This window comes from Pseudomonas sp. C 49-2 (assembly GCF_003970195.1).
Taxonomy (GTDB): domain Bacteria; phylum Pseudomonadota; class Gammaproteobacteria; order Pseudomonadales; family Pseudomonadaceae; genus Aquipseudomonas; species Aquipseudomonas canadensis.
The window spans coordinates 498,117-516,112 of sequence record NZ_RXYG01000003.1; the positions used below are offsets into that span (position 1 = coordinate 498,117).

At 55.6% G+C, this 17,996-nt stretch carries 25 protein-coding genes; 9 read left to right on the forward strand and 16 right to left on the reverse strand.

Going from position 1 to position 17,996, the window contains the following annotated elements; genetic code table 11:
• Positions 1-39: 39 nt before the first annotated feature.
• Together EJ576_RS08685 and queF are read left to right on the forward strand one after the other, a co-directional pair.
• Positions 40-552 carry a plastocyanin/azurin family copper-binding protein gene (locus tag EJ576_RS08685; protein WP_028619431.1) on the forward strand — a complete coding sequence of 171 codons (513 nt, stop codon included), beginning with the start codon at positions 40-42 and terminating at the stop codon, positions 550-552.
• Positions 553-621: 69 nt separating this feature from the next.
• The gene (queF, locus tag EJ576_RS08690; protein ID WP_122725001.1) at positions 622-1,452 is read left to right on the forward strand and encodes an NADPH-dependent 7-cyano-7-deazaguanine reductase QueF; all 831 of its coding nucleotides are present in this window, start codon (positions 622-624) and stop codon (positions 1,450-1,452) included.
• 136 nt (positions 1,453-1,588) lie between these two features.
• On the opposite strand, the gene EJ576_RS08695 is transcribed toward queF, so the two are convergent.
• Both EJ576_RS08695 and EJ576_RS08700 read right to left on the reverse strand, forming a co-directional pair.
• Positions 1,589-1,855, reverse strand: coding sequence for a DUF4404 family protein (locus EJ576_RS08695; RefSeq protein WP_122725003.1), 267 nt, complete (start codon positions 1,853-1,855; stop codon positions 1,589-1,591).
• Positions 1,856-1,965: 110 nt separating this feature from the next.
• Positions 1,966-2,574 carry a hypothetical protein gene (locus tag EJ576_RS08700; RefSeq protein ID WP_028619434.1) on the reverse strand — a complete coding sequence of 203 codons (609 nt, stop codon included), beginning with the start codon at positions 2,572-2,574 and terminating at the stop codon, positions 1,966-1,968.
• 195 nt (positions 2,575-2,769) lie between these two features.
• Here EJ576_RS08700 and EJ576_RS08705 point away from each other — a divergent pair, with 195 nt between their 5' ends.
• On the forward strand, positions 2,770-3,459 hold the full coding sequence (locus EJ576_RS08705; RefSeq protein ID WP_068936084.1) for a VacJ family lipoprotein: 690 nt from the start codon (positions 2,770-2,772) through the stop codon (positions 3,457-3,459).
• A gap of 60 nt (positions 3,460-3,519) precedes the next feature.
• Here EJ576_RS08705 and EJ576_RS08710 read toward each other — a convergent pair whose 3' ends face one another.
• The gene (locus tag EJ576_RS08710) at positions 3,520-3,816 is read right to left on the reverse strand and encodes a PilZ domain-containing protein (RefSeq protein ID WP_028619436.1); all 297 of its coding nucleotides are present in this window, start codon (positions 3,814-3,816) and stop codon (positions 3,520-3,522) included.
• A gap of 276 nt (positions 3,817-4,092) precedes the next feature.
• On the opposite strand from EJ576_RS08710, the gene rssB reads away from it, so the two are divergent.
• Both rssB and rssC read left to right on the forward strand, forming a co-directional pair.
• On the forward strand, positions 4,093-5,274 hold the full coding sequence (gene rssB / locus EJ576_RS08720) for a two-component system response regulator RssB (protein ID WP_016975286.1): 1,182 nt from the start codon (positions 4,093-4,095) through the stop codon (positions 5,272-5,274).
• Complete coding sequence (rssC, locus tag EJ576_RS08725; protein ID WP_003172602.1) at positions 5,274-5,756, forward strand: anti-sigma factor antagonist RssC; 483 nt, start codon at positions 5,274-5,276, stop codon at positions 5,754-5,756. Before rssB ends, rssC begins: the two co-directional genes overlap by 1 nt.
• Before the next feature lie 111 nt (positions 5,757-5,867).
• Here the strand turns inward: rssC and tal are convergent, their stop codons facing one another.
• Entirely contained in the window at positions 5,868-6,794 is a 927-nt protein-coding gene (tal, locus tag EJ576_RS08730; protein WP_016975287.1) for a transaldolase, read from the reverse strand.
• Between the two features lie 249 nt (positions 6,795-7,043).
• Positions 7,044-8,063, reverse strand: coding sequence for a tRNA dihydrouridine(20/20a) synthase DusA (dusA, locus tag EJ576_RS08735; protein WP_126570044.1), 1,020 nt, complete (start codon positions 8,061-8,063; stop codon positions 7,044-7,046).
• 102 nt (positions 8,064-8,165) lie between these two features.
• On the opposite strand from dusA, the gene EJ576_RS08740 reads away from it, so the two are divergent.
• Together EJ576_RS08740 and EJ576_RS08745 are read left to right on the forward strand one after the other, a co-directional pair.
• On the forward strand, positions 8,166-9,263 hold the full coding sequence (locus tag EJ576_RS08740; protein WP_126570045.1) for a site-specific integrase: 1,098 nt from the start codon (positions 8,166-8,168) through the stop codon (positions 9,261-9,263).
• A gap of 20 nt (positions 9,264-9,283) precedes the next feature.
• Entirely contained in the window at positions 9,284-9,901 is a 618-nt protein-coding gene (locus EJ576_RS08745; RefSeq protein ID WP_126570046.1) for a hypothetical protein, read from the forward strand.
• A gap of 27 nt (positions 9,902-9,928) precedes the next feature.
• Here the strand turns inward: EJ576_RS08745 and EJ576_RS08750 are convergent, their stop codons facing one another.
• Complete coding sequence (locus EJ576_RS08750) at positions 9,929-10,198, reverse strand: pyocin activator PrtN family protein (protein ID WP_126570047.1); 270 nt, start codon at positions 10,196-10,198, stop codon at positions 9,929-9,931.
• Positions 10,195-11,940: a DNA cytosine methyltransferase gene (locus EJ576_RS08755; RefSeq protein ID WP_126570048.1), complete on the reverse strand. Its 1,746-nt coding sequence runs from the start codon at positions 11,938-11,940 to the stop codon at positions 10,195-10,197. The genes EJ576_RS08750 and EJ576_RS08755 overlap by 4 nt, the downstream gene beginning before the upstream one ends.
• A 71-nt stretch (positions 11,941-12,011) precedes the next feature.
• Between EJ576_RS08755 and EJ576_RS29660 the strand changes: the two genes are divergently transcribed.
• On the forward strand, positions 12,012-12,632 hold the full coding sequence (locus tag EJ576_RS29660) for a hypothetical protein (protein ID WP_158628945.1): 621 nt from the start codon (positions 12,012-12,014) through the stop codon (positions 12,630-12,632).
• A gap of 248 nt (positions 12,633-12,880) precedes the next feature.
• On the opposite strand, the gene EJ576_RS08765 is transcribed toward EJ576_RS29660, so the two are convergent.
• The 8 genes from EJ576_RS08765 to EJ576_RS29755 are packed head-to-tail and all read right to left on the reverse strand — an operon-like array spanning position 12,881 to position 15,619.
• Positions 12,881-13,423, reverse strand: a complete 543-nt coding sequence (locus EJ576_RS08765; protein ID WP_126570049.1) for a phosphohydrolase — start codon at positions 13,421-13,423, stop codon at positions 12,881-12,883.
• The gene (locus EJ576_RS08770; protein ID WP_126570050.1) at positions 13,420-13,641 is read right to left on the reverse strand and encodes a hypothetical protein; all 222 of its coding nucleotides are present in this window, start codon (positions 13,639-13,641) and stop codon (positions 13,420-13,422) included. The genes EJ576_RS08765 and EJ576_RS08770 overlap by 4 nt, the downstream gene beginning before the upstream one ends.
• A complete protein-coding gene (locus EJ576_RS08775; protein WP_126570051.1) occupies positions 13,638-14,039 on the reverse strand; it encodes a hypothetical protein in 402 nt (133 codons plus the stop codon). The genes EJ576_RS08770 and EJ576_RS08775 overlap by 4 nt, the downstream gene beginning before the upstream one ends.
• Before the next feature lie 49 nt (positions 14,040-14,088).
• Positions 14,089-14,415 carry a pyocin activator PrtN family protein gene (locus EJ576_RS08780; protein ID WP_126570052.1) on the reverse strand — a complete coding sequence of 109 codons (327 nt, stop codon included), beginning with the start codon at positions 14,413-14,415 and terminating at the stop codon, positions 14,089-14,091.
• Complete coding sequence (locus EJ576_RS08785; RefSeq protein WP_126570053.1) at positions 14,366-14,584, reverse strand: hypothetical protein; 219 nt, start codon at positions 14,582-14,584, stop codon at positions 14,366-14,368. Before EJ576_RS08785 ends, EJ576_RS08780 begins: the two co-directional genes overlap by 50 nt.
• Positions 14,571-14,855 (reverse strand): phage antirepressor KilAC domain-containing protein, encoded by a 285-nt coding sequence (locus EJ576_RS08790; protein ID WP_126570054.1) that lies wholly within the window; start codon positions 14,853-14,855, stop codon positions 14,571-14,573. Before EJ576_RS08790 ends, EJ576_RS08785 begins: the two co-directional genes overlap by 14 nt.
• A 9-nt stretch (positions 14,856-14,864) precedes the next feature.
• The gene (locus tag EJ576_RS08795; protein ID WP_126570055.1) at positions 14,865-15,446 is read right to left on the reverse strand and encodes a hypothetical protein; all 582 of its coding nucleotides are present in this window, start codon (positions 15,444-15,446) and stop codon (positions 14,865-14,867) included.
• Positions 15,443-15,619: a hypothetical protein gene (locus tag EJ576_RS29755; protein ID WP_178083526.1), complete on the reverse strand. Its 177-nt coding sequence runs from the start codon at positions 15,617-15,619 to the stop codon at positions 15,443-15,445. The genes EJ576_RS08795 and EJ576_RS29755 overlap by 4 nt, the downstream gene beginning before the upstream one ends.
• A gap of 159 nt (positions 15,620-15,778) precedes the next feature.
• Here EJ576_RS29755 and EJ576_RS08800 point away from each other — a divergent pair, with 159 nt between their 5' ends.
• Positions 15,779-17,221, forward strand: coding sequence for a HEPN domain-containing protein (locus EJ576_RS08800; protein WP_126570056.1), 1,443 nt, complete (start codon positions 15,779-15,781; stop codon positions 17,219-17,221).
• Positions 17,222-17,228: 7 nt separating this feature from the next.
• Here the strand turns inward: EJ576_RS08800 and EJ576_RS08805 are convergent, their stop codons facing one another.
• Positions 17,229-17,954 (reverse strand): LexA family transcriptional regulator, encoded by a 726-nt coding sequence (locus EJ576_RS08805; RefSeq protein WP_126570057.1) that lies wholly within the window; start codon positions 17,952-17,954, stop codon positions 17,229-17,231.
• Positions 17,955-17,996: the final 42 nt, after the last annotated feature.

A 17,996-nucleotide genomic window follows, 5' to 3' on the forward strand; every position in this document is an offset into this window, starting at 1 on the left:
GTGCTGCCCAAGCTGTTCCTATATTTCTGGAGAAGACCGATGGCGTTGCGTACACCCCTGTTGTTGGCGGGTTGCCTGTTGGCGTTGAGTTTTGATGCGATGGCCGATGCTGCCCACACCTATGCCTTCGGCGAGGCAGCGCCGGCGAGCAAAGCCACGCGTACCGTGGAAGTGACGTTGCAGGATATTTCCTTTTCGCCCAAGTCGCTGGACGTAAAGGCCGGTGAGACGGTGCGCTTTGTGCTGGTCAACAAGGGCCAATTGCTCCACGAGTTCAACTTGGGCGACGCGGCGATGCATGCCGAACACCAGAAGGAAATGCTGCAGATGCAGGCCAGCGGCATGCTCACTGCCACCGGTATGGGCAAGATGGACCACGCTGCCATGGGCCACGGTGCGATGAAACACGATGACCCCAATAGCGTATTGGTTGAGCCGGGCAAAACCGCCGAGCTAACCTGGACGTTCACTAAGGCCACGGGCCTGGAGTTTGCCTGCAACCTTCCGGGGCATTACCAGGCGGGCATGGTCGGCAAGCTCAACGTCGATTGATCCGCTGGCGTTTAGGCACGGGGGCAAAGGCTGGTAGACTGGCGCGGTTTATTTAGCCAGGTTTCCGCCATGCATCCCGCAGCCGAACATTCGCCGCTGGGCAAGTCCAGTGAATACATCTCCACCTACACACCTTCGTTGCTGTTTCCGATCCCACGTGCCGCCAAATGGGCAGAGCTGGGCCTGAGCGCCGAGACCCTGCCTTACAAGGGCGTGGATTTCTGGAACTGCTTCGAATTGTCCTGGCTGCTGCCGTCCGGCAAGCCGGTGGTGGCCATCGGTGAGTTCAGCATCCCGGCCGACTCGCCGAACATCATCGAGTCCAAGTCGTTCAAGCTGTACCTCAATTCGCTGAACCAGACCGCTTTTGCCGATGCGGCCAGCCTGGAAGCCACTTTACGCGCCGACCTCAGCGCTGCCGCCGGTGCGCCTGTGAGCGTGCGTATCCGCAGCCTGGCCGAGATCGAGGCCGAAGGCGTGATGGCGCTGCCGGGCGTTTGCATCGATGATTTGGATATCAGCGTCAGCAACTACGAGCACCCGCGCCCGGAGCTGCTGCGTTGCGATAACTCGCGCGTTGTCGAGGAGAGCGTGCACAGCCACCTGCTCAAATCCAACTGCCCGGTGACCAGCCAGCCGGACTGGGGCAGTGTGGTGGTGCAATACCGTGGTCACGCGTTGGATCACGCCAGTCTGCTGGAGTACATCGTGAGCTTTCGCCAGCACTCGGACTTCCATGAACAGTGCGTGGAACGCATCTTCCTGGACTTGCAGCGCTTGCTGAAGCCGGAGACGTTGACGGTGTATGCGCGGTATGTGCGGCGGGGTGGGTTGGATATAAACCCGTATCGGAGTACTGAGGATATGGCGTTCCAGAATGTGCGGCTGGCTCGCCAGTAGCTATCACGCAAATCAAATGTGGGAGCTGGCTTGCCTGCGATGACGGTGTATCAGTCACCTGATGGATGACTTAATGATCGCTATCGCAGGCAAGCCAGCTCCCACATTTTGCTTCTGTGCTGGGCGGGGGACTGTATTAGATCCCGATATTGCCCAAGGTGATCATGATATTGCGCAATGTCCCGGAAATAACCGGGTGCTCAGTATCGAACTCGATGGCCGCTTGATTGACATCGTCGGAAATACTGGGTGTTTGAGTGGCCGGCTCAAGTTCGAGTTGCAATTCAAACTTGGCAATCAAGGCCTCCAGCGCTTCACGTTTTTCTTCCGACAGCGGCGGTTCCTGTTCCAACTGCCCGCGCAGGATTTCGACCTGTTCTTCCAGTTTTTTGCGATCAGGCATGACGTGTTTCCTTTTATCGATAGGCACTGGCATAGACCGCGGCACGCCGAGAAAGGTCTACGGGCTGACCTGTAGATTAATCCACTGGCGTCGACTGTGCATGATCCGTGTCAGGGCTTCTCGCCTTTGAGCTGGCGCAGGCTGATGTCGGCCAGGCAGGTGCCGAGTTCGCCCAGGTGATCGATCACCGAGTGCACGCCCAGCCCGTACAGCGCGAGGGTGGCCTTGCCGCGCTTGAGCTCGCGCTCCTGTTCGCTCAGCGCCTGCCATTGTTCGGGCGCCATGCCGCACAGCGAGCCGCAGGAGGCCAGCCCGATGGTCCACAAACCGGCATTGAGCCCGGATTGCAGCAGGCGCGGTTCCCCACTGACCAAGACGCAGCCTTCCAGGCGTTCGATGTTGAGTTCCATCAAGGCTTGCCAGCAGGCGTGGGGCGCGGGCCAGCGAATCGAGGAGGGTGATGTCGCCTTGACCCACGCAGGCAGGGTGGCGGCCAGCGGGGTGGTGACGGCGGGGGGGAGTTCATCCAGCCAGGCGCAAGGGACGCCTTGGTCTTGGAGGCTGCGCAGGATTTTCAGCGCGCCTGGTGTGGCTTGGGAGTCCGGTGAGGGTGAGTCGGTGCGGGCACGGGAACCGAAGTCCACCAGGCAGCCACTCAGGCCAAACAGAACGGCAGTCAACGCAGGAGCGCTGGCGATGGCTATCTCGGCGTGAGGCATGTCGACATCCCTGAAATAGCGCCAACGCTATCGGGTCAGGATGACAAGTCGATGACAGGATTGTTAATTGTAGGAATTTTGTCCATTTTTGGTCTGACGTTTCCTAGTTGCTGCCTAATTGGCGACTTCCGTCATATACTGACGGCCTTATTCAGGGCATAGCGCCCATGACAGACCATTCAAGGAGCAAAAGCTATGCGCTGGAGCCACTACTTCGCTCAGCTGTCGGTGTGTGCCACTGTCCTGCTGGCGCCTTTCGCTGCACAGGCTGCATCGGAAGACGATCCATGGGAAAGCGTCAACCGCCCGATCTTCACCTTCAACGACACCGTTGATACCTATGCCCTCAAGCCACTGGCCCAGGGTTATCAGTTCGTGACCCCGCAATTCGTTCAGGATGGCGTTCACAACTTCTTCCGCAACATCGGTGATGTGGGCAACCTGGCCAACAATGTGCTGCAGCTCAAGCCCGAAAAGGCCGGTGTAGACACGGCCCGTTTGCTGGTCAACACCACGTTCGGCGTGCTGGGCTTTATCGATGTCGGCACCAAAATGGGGCTGCAGCGCAGCGATGAAGACTTCGGCCAGACCCTCGGCTACTGGGGCGTAGGCAGCGGTCCATACGTAATGCTGCCTTTGCTGGGCCCGAGCACCTTGCGTGATGCGCCGTCCAAGTACGTGGACAGCTACACCCAACCGTACCGCTACATGAACGACATCGGCTGGCGCAACAGCACCTTCGGCCTGAATATCGTTGACACCCGTGCCAGCCTGCTCGACAGCGAGAAGCTGATCACCGGTGACAAGTACACCTTCATTCGTAACGCTTACCTGCAGAACCGCGAGTTCAAGGTCAAGGACGGCAAGGTCGTCGACGACTTTTAAGCTGTGACGTTTTGAAATGAAAAAGGCGACCCTTGCGGTCGCCTTTTTTGTTCGCGGTTTTCAGCGCATTTTCAGGATCTTGAGGCCCAGGTGCTGGTCGTCACCGCTGGTTTTGGTCCATACCACCTCGGTGTCCGCCTCCAGGCCCTTGAGCGCCGCGTGCTCCGAATCGATGCGCACCGTCAACCGGTCGCCTACGTTGAACTGGCGCGGCGCCTGCACTTGCATGCCGGAGCTGGAAAGGTCCACGCAAACCCCGGCAATCTCTTGCCCGGCATGGATCAGAGACACATCGGCATCCACACGCATGCGGATGAAATCGCGTTTTTCGGCGTAGTCGCGCTCGTGTTCGCTCATGGGCTCCATCCTTACTTTGTGTTGTGGTCGTGCCTGTTCTTATAACTCCCGGTGATTTGCGGTGTAAAGACGCCCGGCGACCATCGGCATGAGCTTGAAACCCCTGACGGATGGGAGTACCGTCTGCGCCTTAGAAGGGCACCTCTGCTTTACCTTTGTGCATGGGAAAAATCCCTATGCTTTGTAGGACAGAGAGGCTAGAAAGCGAATCCAGTACGTGAGCCCGGCCATTGTCGCGCCACCTACGCCAACCTAATTCTGGCGCCGTTTGCCCACATGCAAAAAACCAGTGCCACGCTGCTGATAATCGATGACGACGAAGTAGTGCGCGCGAGCCTCGCGGCCTATTTGGAAGACAGTGGCTTCAGCGTCCTGCAGGCCAGTAATGGCCAACAGGGTCTCCAGGTATTCGAGCGCGACCAGCCCGACCTTGTGATCTGCGACCTGCGCATGCCCCAGATGGGCGGCCTGGAGCTGATTCGCCAGGTGACTGAGCTCGCCCCGCAGACGCCGGTGATTGTTGTGTCGGGCGCCGGGGTGATGAACGATGCCGTCGAAGCTCTGCGCCTGGGCGCCGCCGACTATCTGATCAAACCCCTGGAAGATCTGGCGGTGCTGGAGCACTCGGTGCGCCGTGCCCTGGATCGTGCACGCCTGCTGGTGGAAAACCAGCGCTACCGTGAAAAGCTCGAAACCGCCAACCGCGAACTCGAAGCCAGCCTCAACCTGCTCCAGGAAGACCAGAACGCCGGTCGCCAGGTGCAGATGAACATGCTGCCGGTCAGCCCCTGGACCATCGACGACTTCCAATTTGCCCACCAGATCATCCCGTCGCTGTACCTGTCGGGCGATTTTGTCGACTATTTCCGCGTGGATGAGCGACGTGTGGCGTTCTACCTGGCCGACGTCTCCGGCCACGGTGCTTCCTCTGCTTTTGTTACCGTGTTGTTGAAGTTCATGACCACACGGCTGCTGTTCGAATCCAAGCGTAATGGCACCTTGCCGGAGTTTACCCCCTCCGAGGTGCTGGGCCACATCAACCGGGGCCTGATCAGCTGCAAGCTGGGCAAGCACGTGACGATGGTCGGCGGCGTGATTGATGAAGAAACCGGTCTTTTGACCTACAGCATCGGCGGTCACCTGCCGATGCCGGTTTTATACACTCCAGACAGTGTGCGTTACCTGGAAGGCCGTGGTCTGCCGGTAGGCTTGTTCAATGAAGCCACCTACGAAGACCATATCCTGGAACTGCCGCCGACGTTCAGCCTAACGCTGATGTCAGACGGCATCCTGGACCTGCTTCCAGAGCCTACACTCAAAGAGAAAGAAGCCGCCTTGCCCCAAAAGGTCAAGTCGGCGGGCGGCAGCCTGGATGGCCTGCGGCAGGTTTTTGGATTGGCCACGCTAGGGGAGATGCCGGATGATATCGCCCTATTGGTGTTGAGCAGGAATCTTTGATGAGTACCGGAAGAATCCAATTCGCCGAGCAAGACGGGACCTTCGTCCTGAAATTTGTCGGTGAAGTGCGCCTGACCTTGTGTTCGGCGCTGGATGCGACGATTGAGCGGATCTTCACAGCGCTGAACTTCTCGGCGATCGTGATCGATCTGACCGAAACCCGCAGCATCGATAGCACCACCCTGGGCCTGTTGGCCAAGTTGTCCATTCTGTCTCGGCAGAAGGTTGGCCTGTTGCCGACTGTGGTCACCACCCACGAAGACATCACCCGTCTGTTGCAGTCCATGGGCTTCGACCAGGTGTTCAACATCGTTGACCGCCCGATTCCGTGCCCGGAATGCCTGACCGACCTGCCTTCGCAAGACCAGTCCGAAGAAGTCGTTCGCGTCAAGGTGCTGGAAGCGCACAAGATCCTGATGGGCCTCAACGAGTCCAACCGCGAAGCCTTCCACGACCTCGTCAACGCCCTCGAACGCCACTGACGAACCACGCCCCCTGTGTAGGAGCTGGCTTGCCAGCGATGGCGACAGTCCAGGCAGCATAAAAAAGGGCGGAACCCTCACAGGTTCCGCCCTTTTTGCAGTCGCTGCCTTTTACAGCTTGGCAGTCAGCAACGCCTCCAACTTCTCTTGGTCGCGAGCAAACTGACGAATCCCTTCCGCCAGCTTCTCAGTCGCCATCGCGTCCTCGTTGGACTCCCAGCGGAACTGCGCTTCAGTCAGGTGCACACGGGCTTCACCGGCATGGCCTGGCGACAGCTTGCGCTCCAGCTTGCCTTCATCCGCTGCCAGCTTCTCCAGCAGGTCCGGGCTGATGGTCAGGCGATCACAGCCCGCCAGCTCTTCGATCTGGCTCAGGTTACGGAAGCTCGCCCCCATCACCACGGTCTTGTAGCCATTGGCCTTGTAGTAGTTGTAGATGCGCGTCACCGACTGCACGCCCGGATCTTCAGCACCGGTGTAGTCGTTGCCGTTGGCCTTCTTGTACCAATCGTAGATACGGCCCACGAACGGCGAGATCAGGAACACGCCAGCTTCTGCGCAGGCCACAGCCTGGGCGAAGGAGAACAGCAAGGTTAGGTTGGTCTGGATACCTTCTTTTTCCAGCTTCTCGGCAGCGCGGATACCTTCCCAGGTGGAAGCGATCTTGATCAGCACGCGATCACGGCCAACGCCGGCTTTGTCGTACAGCTCGATCAGGCGGTGTGCGCGCTTGAGAATAGCGGCTTCGTCGAACGACAGGCGGGCATCTACCTCGGTGGAGATACGGCCTGGCACCACTTTGAGAATCTCTTGACCCACCGCCACCGCAAAACGGTCGCTGGCCAGGCCCACGTCACCGTTGCAGTCTTGCACGGCCTCATCCAGCAGCTTGGCATAGCCCGGAATTGACGCAGCCTTGAGCAGCAGGGAAGGGTTGGTGGTGGCGTCTTGTGGCTTGAGCTTGGCGAGGGTGGAAAAATCGCCGGTATCGGCAACGACAGTGGTGAATTGCTTGAGTTGTTCCAGCTTGGAAGTCATGGGCGTGCTCTGTCCTGTGGGTCTGATGACATTACCCGAGCGCTGGCAGGCGCTCAAGGGCGCAAATGCGTTCGATCGTTTGCGAGGGCAACAACCTGAAAACAGCCGTTTGAAAGACCGGCCGTACTGCTCAATAGGAGGGCAAAACGGCTGGCAGGTTCAACCCAACTGCTACTGGCGACTCGATCTACTGTAGGAGCTGGCTTGCCAGCGATGACGGCAGCCCGACCCCCCTATATCAACTGACCCTCATCGCCCCTCCAGCAAAGCCCCCGCCTGATCCAGCAATGCCAAAGGATCACTCGCCTTATGAATATCCACCGACAACAACTGCCTGAACTTGCGCGCCCCCGGAAAACCGGTACCCAACCCCAGAATATGCCGAGTGATATGGTGCATTGAGCCACCGCTCGCCAAATGCTGTGCAATATAAGGCCGCAACTGCACCAACGCCTCCGCCCGACTGATCACCGGCGCCTCACTGCCAAACAACTGCTGATCCACCTCCGCCAGCAAATACGGATTGTGATAAGCCTCCCGGCCCAACATCACCCCATCAAACGTCTGCAAATGCTCATGGCACTGCTCCAGCGTCTTGATCCCGCCGTTGAGAATGAACTCCAGATCCGGGAAGTCCCGCTTCAACTGCGCTGCGACGTCATAACGCAACGGCGGAATGTCGCGGTTCTCCTTCGGCGACAACCCCTCCAGAATCGCAATCCGCGCGTGCACGGTAAAGCTGGTGCACCCTGCGTCCTTCACCGTCCCGACGAAATCACACAACTCGGCGTAGCTGTCCCGGCCATTGATGCCGATACGGTGCTTTACCGTTACCGGAATCGATACCGCGTCACGCATGGCCTTCACACAATCGGCAACCAGGGCTGGGTGCGCCATCAGGATTGCGCCGATCATGTTGTTTTGTACGCGGTCGCTTGGGCAGCCGACGTTCAGGTTTACTTCGTCGTAACCGGCGGTTTCGGCCATGCGGGCACAAGCCGCCAAATCAGCCGGAACACTACCGCCCAGTTGCAGTGCAAGTGGATGCTCGGCTTCGTTGTGACGCAGGAAACGGTCGTGGTCGCCGTGCAGGATGGCGCCGGTGGTGACCATCTCGGTGTAGAGCAGGGCGTGTTTGGAGAGCAGGCGCAGGAAGAACCGGCAGTGGCGGTCGGTCCAATCCATCATCGGCGCCACGCTAAACCGGCGCGACAGCTCTGAGCGGGAAGGGCTAGCGTTTACTGGAGGTACGGCTTTTTCAGAATTCATTAATACTGATCTTTTATACAGCGGTTTTTACCCATTTTCCCTTGTTTTCTAGAGTCCGTTGCTACATTGTAGCGATCGAATTCGCCAATGTAGCAACTGGAAATGGGCACGATCACAGCACGTAAGCGCAAGGACAACTCGATAGCCTACACGGCGCAGATACGGATCAATCGGGATGGCAAGACAGTTTATCAGGAAAGCCAAACCTTCGACCGTAAGCAGGTCGCCCAGGCTTGGATCAAGCGACGGGAGACCGAGCTGGCCCAGCCAGGTGCTATTGAGCGGGCGAATCGGAAGGGGGCAACGATCAAGAAGATGATCGAGCAGTACCTGGAAGAGTACGAGAAGATCCGGCCGCTGGGAAAGACCAAGAGCGCGACGTTGAGCGCGATCAAGGATACCTGGCTGGGTGAGTTGGATGATGCAGCGCTGAACAGCCAGAAGCTGGTGGAGTACGCGCAGTGGCGGATGAGCGAGGAAGGCGGCGGGGTGCAGGCACAGACGGTTGGTAATGATCTGTCGCACCTGGGCGCTGTGTTGTCTGTGGCACGGCCAGCATGGGGCTATGAGGTCGATCCTCATGCAATGCCTGATGCTCGCAAGGTCTTGCGCAAGCTTGGCATGGTCAGCAAGAGCAAGGAGCGTAATCGCCGGCCAACGCTCGAGGAGCTGGATAAGCTCATGGGGCATTTTTTCGAGATGCAGAAGCGCCGGCCGGACTCTATCCACATGCCGAAGATGATCGCCTTTGCGCTTTTCTCCACGCGCCGGCAGGAGGAGATCACTCGAATTCGGTGGGAAGATGTTGATTGTGCTATGCAGGCGGTCTTGGTGAGGGATATGAAAAACCCAGGGCAGAAGATCGGTAACGATGTGTGGTGCTATTTGCCTGACGAGGCATGGGCGATCCTTCACGCAATGCCGAAAGTTAAGCGAGAGATTTTTCCATATAATGCGAAGTCAATATCGGCCTCTTTTACTCGCGCATGCCCTTTGCTGGGAATTGAAGACTTGCATTTTCACGACCTGAGGCATGAGGGTGTGAGTCGTTTATTTGAGATGGATTGGGATATACCTAGAGTATCAAGCGTATCTGGGCACAGGGATTGGAATTCTCTTCGTCGATATACTCATCTTCGTGGTCGTGGTGATCTATATGAAAACTGGAGCTGGTTGAGCCGTGTCTTGGTGACCGTATAAAAACGTAAGGAAAACGGGTAATGGTTGACTTTGATTTCAAGAGACTGGCTGCATATCTCAAGCGGAACCTGGTGGGGATATTGGTGGTGGCTACTATCTATGCAGGGATTGGGTTGAAATTATTGGACGTGCAAAAGGATCAAGAGGTTGAATCTAAGCGTTTAGCGCATGAGCGTGTAGTACTTAATGATCTGAAAGTAGAGTTTGAGAAAGAAAAGGCTAACTCTTCTGTTGAACAGGCGAAACGTGAATTAGAATTGCAAAAGCGCGAATTTCTTATCGCACGCACTGACGAAGAGATTGCTAAGCAACAGATTGAGCTGGGTGCTAGAGAACAGTCTTTGCTGGATTCGACGCAAAGGCTTCAAGCTGGACAGCGATTACTCAGTCAAGAACAGGTTGCTGCTTCAGTTGAAGAAAAAATTCAAACCTTGATGAGTGAGTTCTCCGCTTTAGGTGTGAATTTGGATGACAACTATTTTTGCTTTTCTGGTGAGTACCTACAAAGATACTATTCGGCGAAAGCTAAGTTTTCTCAAATATATACGTTGGTGAAGGCTAATCTTTTGCTTGGTAAGTATGGGGATTTCATAGAGCAAAATAAGCCGCAGCGCCGTTGGTATGGTTGTGGAAGATAAACTAAGGGGCTTTCGCCCCTTGTTTTTCTACGCTGCACGCCCCATAAGTTGGTTTTGCTCTTTGGCAGCTTTTTCTCTTTGTCGGTCTATGTAGTCAGCAAGGTCTTTAAGGTGAATTCCTAGCGCTGCTTTTTGGGAGTTGGCCCCTAATCTAATAATTGGAATATCAATCTCGCCATCTAGGCGTTTTCGTTTAAATTTTTCAACAGTTAGATTCATGTAGTCTGCACAGACTATATCTATTGGGACAACAGCCCGACCATCATATTGCGCCATTAGGAGAAACAGGGTGTTCATGCTGCTTCTCCCGCATATGTGCTTTGTTCAGGGTCTTTATTGGCGCTGAGCAGCGCCATCATGGGCCATGGTGACACTGAGTTGCCCACCATAAGCACCTGTGTCTTGTTGCTGAACCTGCGGCCATCGTGCCCGCGGTCGATCACATAGTTGTCGGGGAAGCCCTGTGCACGATAAAGCTCACGAGGGGTGAGCATGCGCATTCCGATGTCGACGATCACGTATGGGGCGCCCTTGATAGTCACTTTGACGAGTGCAAGGCGGTCCCGTGTAGTGATGGTTGCAGCCGGGTCACGCAGGTCGTAGGTGTTGTCGCTTCCGTAATAGCCCATCAGGAATGCAGCGACACGCATGGCACTGGCCTCGACCTCTGGAGCGAGCTTGTACTCGACTAGTGCGTGGTGCTCCGCACCGGCAGTGATGGTCGGTACCAGTTCATCCATGCCCCGGCCGATGCAATTCCTCCGGAGCGTCGTTAGGTGTGCGGTGACTATCTGTTGCTGGCTGCCCGTAGTGGTAATCGCCGTCAGCGGTTTCTCGGGGTGGTGCCCGGGCGTTTCGTTGTACCCGCCGTTGTGCTGGGCGACGTAGGCCACGGCCAGTGCGAAGTGCCCGCCCTTGACGCCGCTGCAGATGGTTCGCAAAGGATCATCACCCGGCATATTGCGCTGGCTGCTGCCATTGGCATGTTCGGTGATGAAGGGCGCGAGCTGGGGCGTGACAAGTGCAAATCCCTGCGCGGCGGTGATTGTCTTCGCGGGATCTTCCACGGATTGGCAGCGCGCCAGGTCGTTGCCACTGTGATTAACACTGACAATGAATGGGTTCTTGTGCTCAAGGACGTAGCGCTTTGCGCCTTTGCGCAGGCGCTCCATGGTGTTGTTCACCAGCGGTCGTTTGACGCCTGCAGCGCGGCCTTCTTCCTTGGAGAGGAAAATGCTCGGGCATGGGATCGACCAATCGATGCAACTGGCGGCAGTCCGGTAGGCTGACTGTCCCTTGGCTGGGTTCTTGAAGTGTGTCGGTTCCGGCCAGTGCAGTGGCTGGCCGTCACGCCGTGCAATAAGGAACAAGCGCTCGCGGGTGGTTGCTGCGCCAAAGTCGCAGGCCTTGAGTTTGCCGTACATCAGGTCATAACCCATGGACCGCAAAATGCTTTCGAAGCGGCGCCAGGTTCGTCCTTTGCGCTTAGGGTCGGGCACCAGGTATTGATCTTGTACTGGCACTCGCTCGCCGGTAGCTGCGACGGTCATGTCGCGGCGGACCACTCGGCCAGTCTTGCGGCAGCGTTTCGCGATCAGTGGCCCCCACTGGAGGATCTGTACGACGTTTTCCATGGTGATCATGCGAGGGCTGGCCTGGCCGCCCCATTTAAGGATGACCCACGATTGCGAACGGCTGGTAGTGCTGCGCGCCTGGCCGCCGGCCGCGAGGCTGTGGTGGGTGCATTCAGGGCTGGCGTGCAGGTGGGCAACTGGACGGCCGCGAGTCGCCACACGCGGGCACACGTCGTAGACATCGGTGATGTAGTGCTCGGCGCTTGGGTGGTTGCGCTTGTGCATGCTGATGGCGTCAGGGTTGTGGTTGATGGCGATATCGACTGGCATGCCGGTGCCCATCTCCTGACCCATGGTTGCGCCACCACCGCCGGCGAAGAGGTCTACGCGGATTTCGCCGGCGAAATCCAAGCCGAACTGGGTTTTTACGGCCGATCTGATAGGGGAGGGATCGAAGGAAGTCACTTTCCACCCCCGTGGACTTGAAATGGGAAAGTGTTCAAGCTAAGTGATTGAAATATGGCAAGGAGCCATTGATGTTTCCTGATTTGGTCAGCTTTAAGATCAGCACGGTTTACAAAGCTGCGGTCTCTCCTCCTGGTGCACTGCTCATCGGTGCGGCCGCAGTCTTGGTTTTTAGGCAATGGCCTACCGATACAGCCGCTGCTTGGGTCCAAGCGATTGGATCGATTGGGGCTATTCTTGGTGCGTTTGCGGTCGCGAATCGTACCCATAAAATAGAACGCGAGGCGGAGCGTCAGAAGCAGCTTGAGCAAGAATGTAGTGCTGCTTATATCGCAGAAACAATTGCTTGGCAGTTTGGCGAGGTGGCTAAGGGGTTTTATGGGGCGGCATTGGAGTACGAGTCCGTTCATTCTCACTTGCGAAATTTGGAAACTATTCGAAGTGACTTTTCGACCTTCATCTCTGTATCTACGCCCTTGCAAGTAATTCGCGAGGTCCTCCAGCTCAAAGGGTATCTGGATAAGTTCTGCACCTCGTTCGAAGCGGCTCTTCGGTTCAAAAGCGGCGTACTTTGGTCGGACATTCAAGATTTTTCGGGATATCGAAAGAAGATCGAGCAACATCGGAGAAACATTGAAAATATTGCGTGTGGCCTCGCGGCAGACGCTGGTCTTGAGCAAACCAGACGTTAGCGCAATCTTACTCTTTCGCTTATACACCGCGACAGGCTGCGCGAGCGGGCGCTCCTGAGCGTTTAGCGTTGCATCAGCGAGCGCTGCCCCGCGCAGCTTTTCGTGGGGTATAAGTGCCTCGGCAGTGGCGCTGGAAGGAGCAATAATGCCTGCTGCTGCGCAGCAGAGGCTGTTTGTTTCTAGCGTGTCGACGCTACCTGCCGTGCTGAGCAAAGCGGGCAGGGCGCTGATGTTGTCCTGGTGGTTCTTCATGCCGCTTTCCTCCGGTGTTCGATTGCGAGTTGGTCCATCAGCCGCTGGTGGTAGGTGAGCCGGGCTTCGGCGGCAGGCCATGGGCGGATGGTTTCAACCATGGGTTCGATGCCGACCAAGCAATCCCAGATAGCCGGATCGGTTGGCATGAGGTCGCGGCGTTCGGTTGCCAGTGCAATCAAATCGGCCTGGTGTACGCAGGCGGGAAGATCAAGAGCCAGGTCAAAGCGTTCGCAAACACGCTCCCAGATAACATCCTCGAAGTGCCGGTAGGCAGAGATCCACTGCTTGAGCGGGCGGGTCATGTCACCCAGGTACGTCTCGGTCGCGTCGTGGAGCAATGCCGCAAGCTTGTGCTCTTCCGGCACCAGCTCGGCGACGATGCAACTGTGCTGGGCCACGCTGTAGAACTCGCGGGTGTGGCCGTTAAATCGGCACAGGTGGGCCAGCGCGTGCGAGATGTCCCGTGGGTCGATCATGTCGGCATCAGGCTCGAACAAGTCGAAGCGCTTGCCGGTGGAGGTAAGGATCCAGTTCATGCGGCTTCCCTCACCAGGTCGGCCAGCAGCAACGCGTTGTCGGTCGCCTTGTGCAATTGGCTCAGAGCTTCGTAACCGATCAGGGCTTTCAACTGGCGGTCAAACTCTTTGCTGTAGCGGGTCAGTGCGCGCAGTTCCTTGGTGGTGTTGGCGTATTGCTGCTGCAGCGTACCGGCGGCTTGGGGTGTCAGGCGCAGCATGGGGATGGCTTGGCTCATACGGCGTCCCCCTTCAGCTCGAAACGGTCCATCAGGGCGGCCATATTCCGTGCCTTGTCACATAGGGCAAGTGCCTGCACTGCTTGGCTTTCGGATCTGACGGCGCGGAAGGTGTCTGCGGCGAGCTTCAGCTTCTCGGCAATGGCGAGAAGGGTGTAACGGTCTTGCGGTTCCCGGCTCAATAGGAGTTCGGTGCGCATGCATTGATCTGACATCTTATTGAGAGAGGTTGCGTATGCGGCTGAAGCTTCTTCACGGCCCAATGCGTACCCGTCGGAATGGCCTTCGTCGTAGCCATCATTTTTGCCATCTGTGAGGCCGCCTCGATAGCCGATCCAGTAGAGGATGCCGGCGGCGATTACGATGCTGATCAATGCGCAGATTTGAATTGCAGTCATGTGGTGTGCTCCTGGTAGTTACGTTGGCTGGTGGTGGCAGCCGTTGGGGTTACTGGTCTAGCTCGGTTAAATCGTTTTGCGGGCGCGGCATTTCCTCGTCTGCTCTGTAGGCGCGGATATCGATCAGTGCCGCGACGTGCTTGATGTGCGCGTACCGCAACGCCTTCACACTGTGATCCAGCGTGGTCACCGGCAGCTGAATCCGGCCGCTGTTGATCGCCTCGGTAAAGGTCTTTTCGTTGAGGTTCTTGAAGTAATGCACGCGCAGCTTTTCCAGGGGGATAAGCACGTCGCCGAATAGTTGGTGCAGCATCTCGACGGTTGCGCTATCCGGTGCGGGTTGCAGTCGTAGCGGTGTTTGACCGGTGTTGCTCATGGGCGGCGGCCTCCTTGCGGTTCAGTCGTGAAGGGTGGTTCCAGGCATTCAGGCAATGGCGCTTGGTCAGCTCCCGCAGATGCTCCGGCACTTCGAGAAGCGCAGCGTTGCGCTCCTCGCGTGTGCCCATGGCGACGATCTGGCGGGCGTACTCCCTAGGCCACCTCACGGTTATCTTCCGGGACGGCTGGCAGTTCGAGGCCGAGCTGATTCGCCAGCCAGGGCATGCCGGCTTGTCGGACCTTGGTTGACTGGCTGTACTGCATGCCGGCTTTCTCGTGGTACCAGTTGCTGTCCTTGACCCGCAGGTATTCGCGATCACGGACGGGGAAGGCCGGTAAGTTGCTGTCGTTGAGCAAGCCCTTTTCACGCATGAGCGCGATCAGCTTGGGGCGGGTGAGACCGAAGTACTTGGCGGCTTTTTCCAGGCTACGTTCCATCGCGGCCTCCTAGGCTGCATGCGCGGCGGGTGTCGCCACGGCAGCCAGGTGGGTGATGGATTCGGCCACCATGGAGTAGATCTCCACGTCACTGCCATACACCGTGAAGCACTTGGTGCGAGGCTTCCTGACGCCGATGCTCATGATGGTGGTAATGCCGGCGCGGGTTTTGCTACGGTGGATTGCCAAGTTGATCGGTTGCTCGAAGCCCATATCGAGGCTAATGGCGCCGCCGGTTTGCACCAGGTCGAATACCTGCTGCTTGTGTTCGGTCTCGAACACGCCGTAGCGGCGCTCTGCGTGCGGCAGAGAGAATGGATCGGTTGGGTTGGTTGGCCCGTTGACGATCTCCTCAATGAAGTCCGCAAGCTTGAGGTGCATCTTCTTGGTATTGGTCAGGGTCAGCGTGTGGCGTTCGCTGCCCAGCTCAACGGTGAAGTGCGTGTCGACTTTGCGGCGCTCGACATTCAGGCGGAACGCCAAGGCCTCACGCTGCGTTTCGGCTCGTAGGAGGTGGTTGAAGGTTTGGGTCAGGCTGACCTGGGCCTTGAGCAGGGTCAGGGTACGGTTGTCGAGTGTGAACTTTTTCATGCCGCGTGCCCTCCGCCGTTTGGATCGAAGGGGGCGGGTGCGTAGCGCTGTTTCAACTTGGGTTTGGACGCGATGAAGGCGCAGCCGCAGTCTTGCGCCAGGCGGCGGACCTCGAAGATGCGGGAGGGATTGGCTGCGGCCGGATGGACGTGCAGGGTGGCTGTGGTGTGCATGGTGTTGCCTCGCTCTGTGGTGGAAGAGTGAGACAAATATCAACCAGTGGTTGTTTTGTGTCAACAACTACTGGTTGATATTTTTTTCGGACCCATTCCTCCGGGAAGACACCCACGGATGAGGCTGATAAGATTTATAAAATTAGGGAGTTTGAAATTATGGATAACGTTCAGGAAAATATAGCTTCTAAACCCGTTGTTAAATTTGCTAACTATGCGTTCAAGGTTCTTAGGAAAATTGAAGCTCAAATAGTTAGATTTAACAGGATGTCTTTCGAGGAGCTTAAGAAGTATCAGGCCGCTAACAGGTATAGTAGTTTTTATCATCTGACTTCTCCTAGCGGTAAGTATTTGCCCTATGGAGAGATTGGTAATGACTGCTTTAATGAGTTGTGCGAACTGATCTTGAAATATGATGCCGGATTGAAGGGGAAGTTTTCATTTGATTTGACTAAGAAAACATTGCAGTCAATATTTGTTGATTTTTTTGTCAAGGATTTGAAGGCGGTCGAAAGGGAAAGTTGTGAGCCATATTTTATAAAAGTAATATGTGCGATGGTTTCAACGGCGCGAGAGTTTGAGCATCATGTGCCTTGCAATTTTTTTGTGTTTGATAGTCCAGATACTTTTTGGATTGGTCCTGTAAAATTTACTAAGACTGAAGTTTTTCTGCAGGTATTTAAAAATTCGCTGAATGAAGATTCTCAGGGGGAAACACTTAGTACTTTGGATTATTACGAAGGGCGCTCTATGGAGTATTATAGAGAATTTCCTTGGGTTGCCAGTGTCAAAGTGGGTCAGTGTGATTTTGAGACGTCATATGAATGGGCTCTATTTCATTGCAATACAGCGTTAAATGTCACTCGGGTTTTGTTTGGTGCTAATAGCACAAAGTGGGTTCGGCTTGGCTATGATTTAGGAAGTCCTTTAAGCTCTGCAAAGATCTGGTCCGAAGATAGTAAAATAAAATGTTCTATCGCTTCTAGAGTTCGTGCCCCAACTGGACCCACGAATTGGTATGATTTCCTGAATAATGAAGCCCTTGAGATTAAGCATATCTTAGGTTCGGTCATAAGCCATACAAGCAAATTTGGACAATATTCAGAGCTTAGTAATCGTCTATTGGATGCTGTGAATTGGTTTGGCGACGCGGCTAAAGAGTCGTCTCCAGCCGCCTCAGTGTTGAAATATGTTACTGCAATCGAAAGGCTTTACTTCGGCTCATTTTCATCAAGTTTCAAGAAGAGATTTGTATCTCGAGTGTCAAAGGTGTTAGTAGATTTTGAATGTCATTGCGCTTCTGGATCCGATTCAGTCTTAAATGAAGTGTATGAGGCTCGTTCAACTTTGGTCCATGGCGCTGTATCGCCATCACTTGGTGATGTGATGTGGCCTAATTGGAAGGCAGAAGAAATAGCCAGCCAATGTATTTTTTGTGCTATACAGTTGTATGGTTTGTTTAGTGAGACGCTTTATCCGCAGTCGTCACAAGAGCTTGAAGAATGCTTCTTGCAATATGAAGAAAAAGGTATTGAATGGTTTATGTTGGAAGTGGAAAGAAAAAGACATGATGCGAAATTTAGTCGGGAGGCGGAATGCTAATTTCCGATTATTCCGGTATAAACGACCCGACTACTTTCCCGCAGATGTGGGTTTCTTCAGTAATATCTATTATAGGGTATTGCGGATTGATAGGTTTTAAAAACTGTCGACCTGCATCCTCAACCAAAACTTTAAAAGTCGCTTCATTTGTGCGTGGAACACGCGCTATAACCCGATCACCCGTCATAGCTTCGGCTTCAGGATCAACAAAGATTATACATCCAGTTGGATAGCTGCGCCCCGGCCCTGGGTTAGTCATAGAGTCTCCTTGCACCTTGAGGGCATATCCGGCTTCACTGATGGGAACAGGGCAGGATAACCAGCTTTCACCGTCGTGTTGCTCGAAGTTAGCCTCACACCACGCTCCCGCCTGAACCCAAGAAATGAGTGGTACTTTTCCGAAACGGCGTGTTACTTCCCTTACATTGCTTTCACTTCCTTTAGCAATCAAATGAACATTGCTGGCTCCGATTTGCTCTTTCGGTAGAACCCCGTATTCAAGCCATTCGCGGCGAACCCTCAGCCACGAACACAGCACAGCCATGCTGTCAGCCTCAGGAATAGATTCTCCATTCAGCCATTTACTAATAGCTTGAGTACTTTTTTCAGCCCCAACCTTGAGCAAATGCTTATGAATATCCACCCCACGTCCCCGGGTGCGTACACCGGCATCGTCGAGTGCTTCGTGAAGGCGCGCCGTGAAAGCTGCCCGTAGCTCGTTCTTATCAACCATGAGTTGATACTCTCACAGGGGTTGCGCAATAGTCAGTTGATG